Source organism: Streptomyces sp. TSRI0281 (assembly GCF_001905125.1).
Lineage (GTDB): Bacteria > Actinomycetota > Actinomycetes > Streptomycetales > Streptomycetaceae > Streptomyces.
In genome coordinates this window covers 1-12,349 of sequence record NZ_LWLE01000018.1, presented here as the reverse complement: position 1 = coordinate 12,349, position 12,349 = coordinate 1, and the positions used below count along the sequence as shown (strand labels likewise).

The window sequence follows — 12,349 nt, the reverse complement described above, 5'->3', positions numbered from 1 at the left end:
ACGGATCTGTAAGGCGGGACCTCATCTCGGACGGTCGTCGCCATTGGGCCGTGCTGCGAGCGTTCGTGCGGTCCAGCATCGCGCGGGACATGCAGTCCCCCGGCCCCTTGCTGGTCAGCATGATGACTGCGGTGGCAAGCAACTCGATGTTCCTGGCTTTCTGGAGCGTCTTCCTTTCCCGTATTTCACCCGTGTCAGGCTTCCAGACGCAGGACATGGTGGAACTCTGGGCATGCACCACCATCGGATTCGGCTCGGTCTTCCTTTTGTTCGGGAACATCCACAGCCTTCCTTCGCTGGTCTATCAGGGGAAGATCGATGTCTTCCTGCTGCTGCCCTGCCCGCCCCTGCTCCCGTTGTTGACAAGTGTCACAGGGACTTCCTATCTTGCGGACATAGGGTTCGGTTTCTTCGCCTACCTGGTATTCGGTAATGCAACCCTGCTAGGGTTTGCGCAATTGCTTCTGGCTGCCGGAATAACCGCTGCCATCGTCGCCTCCTTCGTGCTGATAGTCGGGTCGCTGAGCTTTTGGCTCAAGGGCATGGACAGCTTCGGCGGGTACTTGGTCGGGGCGCTCCTCCAATGCTCCACGTATCCCGGCACCATATTCCAGGGGGTTTGGCGGGGAGTTCTCTTCACGATTATTCCAGCGGCCTACATCAATCTCGCCCCCGTGCATCTGATAGGCGACTTCAGTGCAACCTACGCCGCTGTCGCCATAGCGGTTTCGCTAGGTGCTCTGGTGATCTCCAGGGCTATCTTCTACCGCGGCTTGCGTCGCTACGAGTCGGGCAGCGCGGCGGGTGCTCAGTTGTGAGAACTGCGAAAGAGGGCATTGATGCGGTCTCTTCCTTATATCCCTTTCGGTCAGGCGCTCGACGGCGTGTCCAACGTATTCGTGGATGGACTGCGGACTCACGACACGGTGTTGGAGCTGAGTCATTGGCCAGGCAATCGAACGCCTCCGGATCTGAAGGGTGACGTCAGCACGCAAGCCGCTCTGGCGCTGCTCACGACGGAGGACGCCCGCAGGGACGCACTCATCGGTTCGGCGCGTGCGGTCACCTGCGACCACTACGACATCGACGGGATTCTCAGCCTGTGGTGCCTGGTCGAGCCCGAGAAGGCCCTGCGGCACCGTTCCGTGCTGGAACACACCGCGATATGCGGCGACTTCGACGTCGACACGCGGGATTCCGCCGTGCAGTCGTGTCTGGCCCTGCTCGCCGCCGAGAAGTCGGTGCAGCGCGAGATCCTGTCAGGCCCCGCGGCGCACTCCGTGGAGAGAGCGACCGCGCTGCTCTTCGAGGGGATGCTCGGTCTGGTCGAGGAGTGCCTCGCAGACCCGGGAGGCTGGGCGGAGAGCTGGGGCGAGGAATGGGCTGACATCAATCGCTCCAGGGCGTATCTGGACTCCCGCCCCGATGCCATGGAGGAGTTCCCCGAGCTCGACCTCGCGGTCCTCCACGACACCGAAGTGCCGCTCCACGACTACGTGGTGAACTCCCGCACCGATTGCTTCCACGTACTTCGTACACGGCCGGACGGACGCCACAGCCTCCGCTTCCGGTACGAGTCCTTCGTCGACCTCCAGACCAGGACGCCGGGCCCGCGCGTCCGGGGCGACATCCTCGCCGATGAGCTCAACGAGGGCGGGGACAGCGGAACCTGGTTCTGTGAATCGCCGGCGACGGCCACGCCCATGCTTCTGATGTACGGCGAGGACGCGGTACCGGCGCCCAGCGCCCTGCCGCCCGCAGCCATGGCTGCCATCGCCGTCGACTTCTTCGCCAGGGCCCGGCGGCAGCCGGCGCTGCGCTGGGCGTCCCATGCGCAGTGGTTCACCGAGGCCCCCATCGCCCCGCCCTCGAAGGAGCAGGCATGACGCGGTTGAAGGACGTACGCCGCCGACTGGCCGAGGGGGGCCTGCTGCTCCTGGCGTCGGACGACGGTCCCTACGTAGCACGTCTGGTGGCCGGTGAACCCATGGTGCACCGGAGACTCTGCCCCCACAGGGGCGCGCCACTCGACGACGCCTATGTCATCGGCCGCACCCTGGTCTGCTCGTGGCACCGTTCCGTCTTCCACTGCGTGGACGGCCGGAAGATGCATGGGCCCACCGGACACGCACTGCCCGTGATCGCCGCCTCCTTCGAGCAGGACGACCTGCTCATCGAGCGGGATGGGCTGGAACTCATCGAACAGCAGGGGGAGAGGTCATGACGTCACCAACGCCGCTCGCCGGCAGACCTGTCGTCGTCACGGGCGCGGGCGGCTTCCTGGGAAGCCATGTGGTCGAGGCATTGCTCCAGCGGGGAGCCCGGGTCAGGGCCCTGGTCCGCTACACCTCCGGCAAGAACCCCGGCTGGCTCGCGCATATCGACAACCCGGACCTGGAGCTGGTCTACGGGGACGTACGCGACCGGGAGTGCGCGACGGCCCTGGTGAAAGGCGCCGAGATCGTCTTTCACCTCGCCTCACTGATCTCCGTACCGCACAGCTATGAGCAACCGGAGGCCCACCTCACCACCAACGTCCACGGAACGCACAACCTGCTCGCGGCGTGCCGGGACCTGCCCCTGGACCGTTTCGTGTACATCTCCAGCTCCGAGGTCTACGGTTCGGCGCAGTACGAGCCGATCGACGAGCGGCACCCGCTCGTCTCTCAGTCGCCCTACGCGGCGAGCAAGATCGCCGCGGAGAAGCTGTGCGAGAGCTTCTCCTGCAGTTTCGGCGTGCCTGTCACGGTGGTGCGGCCGTTCAACCTCTACGGGCCGAGGCAGAGCACCAGGGCCGTCATCCCTTCGATCATCTCTCAGGCACTCTCCTCGCCCGTCCTTCACATGGGCGACACCTCCACCCGCCGGGACTTCAACTACGTCACGGACACGGCACGGGCTCTGGTCGAACTGGCGTGCTGTCCAGGGGCCGAGAACGAGGTGGTCAACATCGGGACGGGGCAGGCCAGGAGCATTGACGAAACGATTGTCCTGATCGGCGAACTGCTGGGAACCGAGCTCGTAGTGCGCCGGGACCCTGCCAGGATGCGTCCGCAGCGCAGTGAGGTGACGCTCCTGCGTGCGGACAGCAGCAAGCTGCACGGGCTGGTCGGTCCGTTCTCCCCGACCCCCTTCGAGACGGGCCTCGCACGTGTCATCGAGAACGTCTCGGGAAGGGACCTCCATGGCGTCTACGATGTCTGAGCTCCCCCCACCCGAGATCCCCTCACCACCGTGCGTGAACACCGCCGGCTCGGCACGTGCCCTCTGGTCCCGGGCGATAGCCGGTCACACACTGCGGCTGACAGCGGACTCCAGCCCCCCGGCACTTGCTGCGGGAGGGTGGACGGTGCTGGACAAGACGGATACGGCCCTGCTGGTGCAGCCCGCTCTGAGCTGGCTCCTGCCGCCCAGGCACGCCGAATTCGCATTCCGTGCTCCCCGAGGGGAAGCGGGGAACGGACCTCCGAAGGGATGGCGCGAGCGGAACTGGTGGCTGAGGCATCTGCCAGGGGCCCGGGGCTGGATAGACGAGCGGCTCTCGCGGGCGGAAGCCGTCGTGCCTCAACTGCTGCGTGTGGTGGAGCTCTCCTGCCCCGGCCTGACCGTCCGCTCCGTTGTTGCCAACGGGTCCTTCCTCTGGTCGGCGTTCCCCTCCCGCGAGGTCGACTTCGGGGTCATCGTCGACGTACCGGCCGGACGGGAGCTCGTGCTCGAACACCATCCCGAAGTGGCCATCACACCGGCCGGGGGCGGGGTCGACGGCGGCATCGAGGGTTTCGACTTCCTGGTGGTGGACAGCCGCATCATCGCCGGCGCCGACCCGGCGGGACACCTGGACGAATGGTGCTTCGAGGACGGCGACGCATACCCCTACGACCTGCGCCGGAGCACCGTCGCGGCGGCCGTCCGATGTACCTATGCCGTCGCCCCCACGCTGTACGGCGCCGATGTCGCCGACAGCCTGCCGCTCGATCCGCGGAACCTGCTGTCCCTCGCCTACTACTTCACACAGGAAGCCGGCATACTCCTGGCCCACCGCGAACTGCTCCACAAGGCCCCGCAGCGGCTGCTGGAGGCCAACCTGATCATGTCCAGTGTGGAGGAATGGTTTCTGCGGTCGGCCTCGGCGGGCTCCGCGGCCTTGGTGGACGACCACGCGCGCATCGTCGCTCTGGTCAGTACCGACGGCTGGACGCCCGAGCTGGTCGCCGAGGTGCAGGGACGGCTGGGGGAGGAGCGGCCCAGCCTGCTGGACCGTACCGTCCGGCGCCTGTTCCTCCTGTCGTCCTCCGTCGCGGCGCTGCCGGCCGGCAGCACGGGCAGGGACGGCGGCGGACCGGAAAAGGGAAGAACCGGCCGGGCGGCCCCGCCGGGCTTCGCGGGCCGAGGGCTCACCCCGTTGTTCCGCGAGCGTCTCGACGCGGACGTGGCGTCGCGGGTGGCCGGGGTCCGGGCCGCGGCCGACCGCGCCCGTGAAGAGCGGACGCCCGCCTGGAGCACGCTGCAGCGCCGCTTCGCGAACTGGTCGCTCGCCGACGCGGCCACGCACGCGGTACGGCTCCTCGGCTCCGGAACGGTCGAGGACCTTGCTCAGGAGGCCCGTGTGCACCAGCTGCTGGCCGGGGATGTCCGGCCGGCTCATCCGGAGCCGGCCGACGTCATCCACGGCCTCCTGCTGTGGTCCGCCATCCGTGATCTCTCCGATGTCCTGTGTCCAGGCGGTGAACTCTCCCCGAGCGAGGTGGCGGTGACGGAGACCACCCGCCAAGTCATGTCCTATTCCGCCTGTTTTCTGGACGGCGCATCTGCCCTGGAGGTGTTGGGTGAATCGGCCCACAGCAACTGACCTGTCCGTCTTCCCCGTCAGAGTGAGCGCACCGACGGCCCGGGAGGCGGCCTGGGTGGAGCGGACGCTCGCAGGCCACCTTCAGGAGATCCGTACCGCTCTGGCCGGTCCGGCCGACCGCCCGCCCCACGGTCTGGAGATCGGGGGCGTGAAGGTGAAACGGCTCAGCCATCGCTCGCCCGTGATCGACGGCACCCTGTACGCCATCGTGGAACTCGAAACCTCGCTCATCCCCGTGCGGATCGACGAGGGCGGCATCGTGGCAGGCACGAAGGGCGAGATCCGGCATCCCGCCTATGACGCCATGGAAGCGATGCTCGGATCGGAACCCTTCCGCGCACGGGTGCGGGACAGTCCGGTGGCGGCGCTGCGTACCGCGTACGAGTTCATCACCGCGTCGTCCTCCCCGGAGCTCGCGGAGCGGCAGGCATGCCCGGCGTGCGCGGGCCCGGGTGTGACGTACACCGGCCCGGCCGGGGCCCTGGTGCGGTGCGGCACCTGTGGCCTGATCGAACGTATCGGCGCGCAGGACAAGGAATGGAGCGGGATCTACGCGGACCCGTCGGGCAGTTACTTCTCCGGTCTGGAGGCGGACCCGGACGGGCCGGGAGCCGCCTCGGCCCATGGTTATGAGGACTACGAAGAGTGGGTGCGAGTGATACTCGGCACCGCACACTTCGACCGGCGTGCGCGCCAGATCGCCCGCCACGCGGCAGCCGGCGCCCGCAGGTCCCTCGACATCGGCTGCGCGAGCGGCGAGTTGGCCGGAGCATTCGGCCGACTCGGCTGGCAGGCGAGCGGAGTCGATCTGTCGAGCTGGTGCATCGATCAGGCGCGCGGCAAGTACCCGCAGGCGACATGGCAGGTCGGAACCGCTGCTGACCTGAAGGGCGAGACCTTCGACGCTGTCACGCTCATGGACGTGTTCGAGCACTTCTCGGACCCCTACGGTGAGCTGGAGCGGCTGCGCGGCATGCTCTCTCCCGGGGGGATCCTGGCGTTGGAGCTGCCCAACCAGGGGAGTCTCGACGCCGCCGTCCTGGGCGCCGGCTACCTCTTCTCGGAGCACCTCTTCTTCTACACGCCCCAGAGCATCCAGGACATGCTGCGGCATGCCGGCTTCTCCGTCCTCGGCTGCTGGACCGAACACGACCACTACTTCCGGGCGGACCGGCTGGTGGACGACGAGGAGGCCGAATCGCTGAGGCAGCAGGGAATGGGCGAGCGGCTTCTGGTGATCGCCCGGGCCGTGGGCGGCTCGTGAACGGGAACTGGACCGACGTCGTGGCGGAAGGGCGGGCGAACGCGCTGCGCCAGTTGGGCATCGCCCCCAGGACGTTGGCGACGTCGGGCTTCCCGGATCACGCGGAGGAGCAGGTCCTGGAGTTTTTGCTCGGCCTGCGGACCAGTCTGGCCCTGAGGAGCGCCACCGCAGGGAACGTGATGCGGGACCTCGCGCGCGCACTCAACTTCCGCCTCGGCGCCGGGATCCAGCTGTACCCGGGAGCCGACGGGCCGACGGCGGTGAACACTGGTGCCCTTCGCGATCAAGGCCCCGGTCCCAGCCGCAGGGTGCGGCCCATAGCGACGCACGAGCATGCTCTGCTGGCGGGCGTCAGGCCCGCACGCCGCCGCCGGCTGGGCCCCGGGCCTCCCGTGCTGGTGCTGCCCACAGCGGGGGACCCGCAGCAGGTCGAGACGGCCCTGGCCGCACACCTTCCGGTACTGACCGAATACGGGCACAGCGATCTGACGCTGATCGTGGCCGATGACGCGTCCCCGGAGCGGAGCGCCTCGCTGGACGCCCTGCTCGCCCGGTTCGGGAGTGAGTACGCGTGCAGGATCGTTCGCTTCTCCGAATGGGCGGGTTCCACCCGGCCCGGGCTCAAACGCGAGTTCAGGGAAGGGATACTGGCGCGTGCCGCCGCCCGGGGCGGAGCGAAGGACACCGCCGTACTGAGCAGGGTGCTCGCCCCGGGGCTGCCGGGTACCGCCAACTCCCTCTTCCTGCGCTTCGCCGGACGCGATGTGGTGTGGATCGAACAGGACGCCTCCCCCTACGCGTACGCGCGGAGCGCGGGGGCCGGCCGGAACGATTCCTCCCTCTCCTACGACGTCCGCGAAGGAGAGCCCCTGCGTGTGGCGCTTGGGAAGGACCAGCGGGAGGAGAGCTTCGAGGCGGCCGAGGCCCGCGGTGAGATCGAGCGGCACCCCGTGGACATCCTGCACATCGTCGACCGGATGCTGCATGCGACCGATGCCGAGGCGCTGCCGGTCGAAGCGCAGCGTGCCGGCTACGAGGACTCCGGGTTCGAGCAGTTCGACGGAGTGCGGCGGGTCCCGCACGGGAACGCCGGGATGGTCCACTTCCACACGTGCGGCCATCCGGACTTCCGCGCGAGAATGGGACACCAGGCGGTCCTCAACGACGGGGTGACGGCTGCGGAACTCGGCATGCTGCTGGAGGGAGACCTTCCGCTGCGGCGGGTCTTCTCCGAGGCTCCCCCCGCCGTCTCCATGAAGCGATGGACATCGGCCTTCGGGACGGTCGTCGGGCTGTCCGGCCGCCATCTTTCGCAGCCGCCGCTCATGTGGGCCACCAAGGTCCGCCTCATGGACTTCTCCGTGGGCGCCCTCCTCCAGGCGCGCGGCGTACCGGGTTGCGTCGCGGGCACGGCCCTGCAGCACCGGCGGTCCCAGGTCACCGATTCGGGGCGCGGCGAACTCGCGGGTTTCGTCGCCCGTGAGGAGTTGCTGTGGCCCCTTCTCAGCCGTGTACGTGAGGAGTTCTCCCAGCTCGCCCCGGAGCCCTGCTACCGGACGTGGCTCTCCGGGGCAGCCCGTGCGCTGCGTGCTCGTGCCGACCGGGGCGGCGTGGTGTCGACCGCGCTGGCGCACTCCCTCTGGCTTGAGGACCGTCACGCCCTCGCCGCCCTGGAGCACTCGGGGTCGGTACGGAAAGCCGGCTACGGGCGGAGCTTCGGCCGGACATCGGGGGCGTCGGAGACCGCCGCGTGGAGTGACTACCACACGCTCCTGGAGCGGGAAGCCCGGCGTGAGCTGTACGAGTACGCCGCCCAACTGGGCGTATGGGCAGGTCTGGTGGTGGAGCCGACAGGTGCCACGCCCGCACCGGATGCCCGGGAAGAAGCGCGGTGGGCACCCTCGTACCCACTGCGAGGAGCCTTCGGCGGAGAGATGTCAGGAGAGAACCGTGCGGACAGAGAGCAGAAGTGACGCCATGGACGGAGTCACACCGTTCTTCCTGCTGGACCTGGCCCGGGTGAGTGCCGCGGCCCGAGGGATCCGGTCGGTCCTCGACGCGTACGAGTCGGCGCCCGTGATGGCGTACGCGGCCAAGGTCAACCCGCATCCGCGGGTGCTGGAAACCGTCCTGACGCATGGCATGGCCGTCGAGGTGGTCAGCCGAAGAGAGCTGCACCTCGCGCGGTCGGCAGGGTTTCCGGGGCGGCGCATCATCGTGAACGGACCTGCCAAGCCCGATGAGCTCCTGGTCGAAGCGATGGAGGCGGGCGCCACGCTCCATCTCGAATCGCATCATCAGATCGAACGGGCCATCGCGCTGAGAGGCGGCAGAGCCGCGCGCGTGGGTCTGCGGATCCAGCTTCCCGGAGCGCCGACGTCCAGGTTCGGGCTGCCCCTCGCGGAACTGTCCCCGGCGGCCGGCCGGCTCCGGGACGCGGGCATACGGATCAGCGGGCTGCACGTCCACGGCTCGGAACTGCCCCATGGGGCCTCCGCCCGGGACTGGCAACGCCGTGCCGAGACGTTGGGCGAGGGGCTGCGGCACCTCGGACAGGCGCGCGGCGACGTCCGCCACCTGGACTGGGGCGGCGGCATCGTCGCCCCGGACCTGGACACGCCGGCCGCGGACGACTTCGCCGAAGCGGCGCGCGAGGTCATCCGGCTCGTCCATCAGGAGACGCAGAGGCTGGGGGAAATGTACGGACTGCCCTCGCTGGGAGCCGTACTGGAACCCGGCCGCTTCCTGACGGAGCACGCCGGAACGCTCCACACCACCTGCGTCGACGCCGTGGACAGCGCGGGCCGGCGCCTGCATGTGCTGGATGCCGGAGTGGGTCTGCTGTCCGGCTACGACTCCTGGCTGGGGCGGTACCGGGTATCCGGGGGCGGGCCTGACCGGAGGGCTGCCTTCGCCGGCCCGTCCTGCATGGAGGAGGACCTGCTCCCCGAACGCCCGGTGGAGGGCGAGCCGGATGTGGGCTCCCGGATCGTGCTGACGCGGGCCGGCGCGTACCACTTGGCGGGGGTCAACGCCTTTTACCACGAAGCCCCCGGGGTGGAGTTCCTGCCGGCCGGAGCGGAACCGCCCGGCGACAACACGAACGAGCGGGACGACACGGAGGCTTCGGGATGAATCGTGTGACACACGACGGCCAGGGGGAGGCACGTATGCGCGTGCTGTGTGTGAGCCCGCACAGGGACGACGAGACGATCGGCTGCGGGGGCACGCTGAGCGCGCATGCGGATCGGGGCGACTTCGTCGCGGTCGTGCACCTGTGCGGAACCGGTGGTGCCGACGAGAGCGAGGCGCGGGCGGCTGCCTCGGTGCTGGGCGTCAGCGAGATCGTCAGCTTGTCGGGGGATCCGGTCCAGGTGGCCCCGAGCCGGCGCCTGCTCCTGGAACTGGTGGGGGCGTTCAGGAGATTCCGGCCCGATGTCCTGTACGTTCCGCACGCTGACGAGGACGACCCGACGCATCGGGTGGCGGCGAAGCTCGCACACGAAGCGCGATGGGTCGCCGCGTACGCCGTGTACGAGGAAGCCGGACCGCCGGTGTCCTCACCCGCCCGCGAGGTGTACGAGTACGAGGTCTGGACGCCACTGTCCGACCCTGCGGTCCATGTGGACATCACCGCGTACGCGGACCGCAAGCGCAGGGCGCTGCGTCAGTATCACTCGCAGATCGAGGAAACAGCCTGGGACGAAGGATCCCTCGGACTGAACCGCTACCGCGGGGTGACCTCCGGTGTGGGCAGGTATGCCGAGGCGTTCACCGTGGCTCGCGCATCCCACATCGGGCGCCCGCCCACCGATTCCCTCGTCCGGAGCCGGGAGGCAGGCAATGCATCTGTATCGGATTGATCCGGCCGGCGACCGGGAAGCGGTACGGGCGCTCTACGGGATTCACCGTGCCGCAGAGGCGGCGGAAACACCGGAGGGGCCCATTCTTCCCGCGCCGTCGTTCTGCGACTGGGCCGCTCATGGCTGGTCCGACGAGCCGCGTGAAGTCTGGCTCGGCGACAGCGACGGCGACGGCGACCGTGGGACGGGCCCGGCGGCGGGAGGGTATGTGCTGGAACTGCCGGACACCGGTACTCACCGCGTGGCGAGTCTGCTGCTCGTCGTGCATCCTGAGGCCCGGTCGTGCGGAGCGGGACGCCGGCTGTTCGAGCACGCACGGGCTCGTATGCGTGCGGCGGGAGCCACGAGCTGCACGGCCATGGTGCTGAACGGATCGCCCGGTGAGGCGCTCGCCCGAAGCACCGGGGCCAAGCCGTCGTTGGTGTTCCTGCGCCAGGTCTGCGCGCTCGACCGGGCGAAGGCCCCCCGGCCCGGAGAGGTGACCGCGGCGGCAGGTGTGCCCGGGTACTCACCGGTGAGATGGTGCGGCCGGACTCCCCGGGGATACGAGTCGGATGTCGCGGCGCTCACGACGGCCACATCCGACGCACCGTCGGGAGACGTGGACCGCGACGGTGTCCCATGGAGTGTGCAGAGAGTGCGGACCCGCGACGAGCGATGTGCGGCACGCGGTACGCGTGCCTACTCGGTCGCTGCGTTCTGTGAGTCCGAGGGCCGTCTCGTGGCACTGTCGACCGCTTACGTCGATGCCGCCCACGAAGGCTGGGCGAGTCAGGGGGACACGGTCGTCCTCGGCGAGCACCGCGGCAGACGGCTGAGCCTGGGAGTGAAGAAGGACCTCATGACATGGCTGAGGGAGAAGGAGCCCTCCGTGCACTCGATCGCGACATGGAACGCCGAACCGAACGACGGCATCCGGCGGGTCAACGGCTCGCTCGGGTTCACCGTCAGCAGGCGCTGGACGGAGTGGCACCTCGTCCTGTGACCCGCCGTCACACACCTGCGTGAACAGCGTGCCCGAGCAAGGCGCGCCGCTGCCCGCCGCTCTCGCCGTCCTGCCGCCGTCGTCCCGCCGCATGATTCCCGTGCGGGGGACATTTATCCTGCTACGACCATATGGAGCTCAGAAAGACATGAGCGAGTCCACCGAGACCGTCAAACCGCATCGCTACCGCGCCGCCATGGCGACGGAGACCGAGGCACGCTGGCAGGACTTCTGGGAGGCCGAAGGCACGTATGAGGCGTCCAACCCGACCGGCGATCTGGCGGGCAACCCGGAGCTGGCCGCCAAGCCGAAGAAGTTCATCATGGACATGTTCCCGTACCCCTCGGGTTCGGGTTTGCACGTCGGCCACCCCTTGGGCTTCATAGCCACCGACGTGTACAGCCGCTATCTGCGGATGACCGGCCACCATGTGCTCTACACGATGGGTTTCGACGCCTTCGGGCTGCCGGCGGAGCAGTACGCCGTGCAGACCGGCACGCACCCGCGGGTGTCCACCGAGGCCAACATCGCTCGCTATCGGAAGCAGCTCCGCCTTCTCGGCATGTCCTACGACACCCGCCGCTCCTTCTCCACCACGGATCTGCAGTACTACAAGTGGACCCAGTGGATCTTCCTGCAGATCTTCAACTCCTGGTACGACACCGAGGCCGACAAGGCGCGGCCGATCGCCGACCTGGTCGCGCAGTTCGAGAGCGGGTCGCGTGCGACTCCCGACGGCCGTGAGTGGAGCGCGCTGAGCGCCGCCGAGCGCGCCGAGGTCCTGGGCGAGTACCGCCTGGCGTACGCCTCCGACGCGCCCGTCAACTGGTCGCCGGGCCTGGGTACCGTCCTGGCCAACGAAGAGGTCACCGCCGACGGGCGTTCCGAGCGCGGCAACTTCCCCGTGTTCAAGGCCAAGCTGCGCCAGTGGAACATGCGCATCACCGCCTACGCGGACCGGCTGCTGGACGACCTGGACCCGCTGGACTGGCCCGAGGCGATCAAGCTGCAGCAGCGGAACTGGATCGGCCGGTCCGAGGGCGCGCGGGTCGACTTCCCGGTCGACGGCGCGGGCAGCATCACCGTGTTCACCACCCGCCAGGACACCCTGTTCGGCGCGACGTACATGGTGCTGGCTCCCGAGCACGACCTGATCGAGCGGATCATCCCGGCCGCCTGGCCCGAGGGCACCCACCCGGTGTGGACCGGCGGCCACGCGACTCCGGCCGAGGCCGTCACCGCGTACCGCAAGCAGGCCGCGGCCAAGTCCGAAGTCGAGCGGCAGGCCGAGGCCAAGGACAAGACCGGCGTCTTCACCGGCGCGTACGCGACCAACCCGGTCAGCGGCGAGAAGGTGCCCGTCTTCATCGCCGACTACGTCCTGATGG

At 68.8% G+C, this 12,349-nt stretch carries 11 protein-coding genes; all 11 read left to right on the top strand.

Going from position 1 to position 12,349, the window contains the following annotated elements; all coding sequences use genetic code 11:
• Window positions 1-50: 50 nt before the first annotated feature.
• Complete coding sequence (locus A6A29_RS23470) at window positions 51-818, top strand: ABC-2 family transporter protein (protein WP_143197055.1); 768 nt, start codon at window positions 51-53, stop codon at window positions 816-818.
• Between the two features lie 21 nt (window positions 819-839).
• Window positions 840-1,886: a DUF6687 family protein gene (locus tag A6A29_RS23465; protein WP_073722573.1), complete on the top strand. Its 1,047-nt coding sequence runs from the start codon at window positions 840-842 to the stop codon at window positions 1,884-1,886.
• Window positions 1,883-2,224, top strand: coding sequence for a Rieske (2Fe-2S) protein (locus A6A29_RS23460; RefSeq protein ID WP_073722572.1), 342 nt, complete (start codon window positions 1,883-1,885; stop codon window positions 2,222-2,224). Before A6A29_RS23465 ends, A6A29_RS23460 begins: the two co-directional genes overlap by 4 nt.
• The gene (locus tag A6A29_RS23455) at window positions 2,221-3,204 is read left to right on the top strand and encodes an NAD-dependent epimerase/dehydratase family protein (protein WP_073722571.1); all 984 of its coding nucleotides are present in this window, start codon (window positions 2,221-2,223) and stop codon (window positions 3,202-3,204) included. The genes A6A29_RS23460 and A6A29_RS23455 overlap by 4 nt, the downstream gene beginning before the upstream one ends.
• Before the next feature lie 145 nt (window positions 3,205-3,349).
• Window positions 3,350-4,849 (top strand): hypothetical protein, encoded by a 1,500-nt coding sequence (locus A6A29_RS23450; protein WP_073722570.1) that lies wholly within the window; start codon window positions 3,350-3,352, stop codon window positions 4,847-4,849.
• A 22-nt stretch (window positions 4,850-4,871) separates the two neighbouring features.
• Window positions 4,872-6,113: a class I SAM-dependent methyltransferase gene (locus tag A6A29_RS23445; protein ID WP_143197053.1), complete on the top strand. Its 1,242-nt coding sequence runs from the start codon at window positions 4,872-4,874 to the stop codon at window positions 6,111-6,113.
• Window positions 6,110-8,086, top strand: coding sequence for a hypothetical protein (locus A6A29_RS23440; RefSeq protein ID WP_073722568.1), 1,977 nt, complete (start codon window positions 6,110-6,112; stop codon window positions 8,084-8,086). The genes A6A29_RS23445 and A6A29_RS23440 overlap by 4 nt, the downstream gene beginning before the upstream one ends.
• A 4-nt stretch (window positions 8,087-8,090) precedes the next feature.
• Complete coding sequence (locus A6A29_RS23435; protein WP_073722567.1) at window positions 8,091-9,248, top strand: diaminopimelate decarboxylase family protein; 1,158 nt, start codon at window positions 8,091-8,093, stop codon at window positions 9,246-9,248.
• Window positions 9,245-9,976, top strand: a complete 732-nt coding sequence (locus A6A29_RS23430) for a PIG-L deacetylase family protein (RefSeq protein ID WP_079182967.1) — start codon at window positions 9,245-9,247, stop codon at window positions 9,974-9,976. The genes A6A29_RS23435 and A6A29_RS23430 overlap by 4 nt, the downstream gene beginning before the upstream one ends.
• The gene (locus tag A6A29_RS23425; protein ID WP_073722565.1) at window positions 9,957-10,961 is read left to right on the top strand and encodes a GNAT family N-acetyltransferase; all 1,005 of its coding nucleotides are present in this window, start codon (window positions 9,957-9,959) and stop codon (window positions 10,959-10,961) included. Before A6A29_RS23430 ends, A6A29_RS23425 begins: the two co-directional genes overlap by 20 nt.
• Before the next feature lie 148 nt (window positions 10,962-11,109).
• Window positions 11,110-12,349: class I tRNA ligase family protein (locus A6A29_RS23420; protein WP_198953158.1), on the top strand; the 1,240-nt coding region annotated here is incomplete at its 3' end.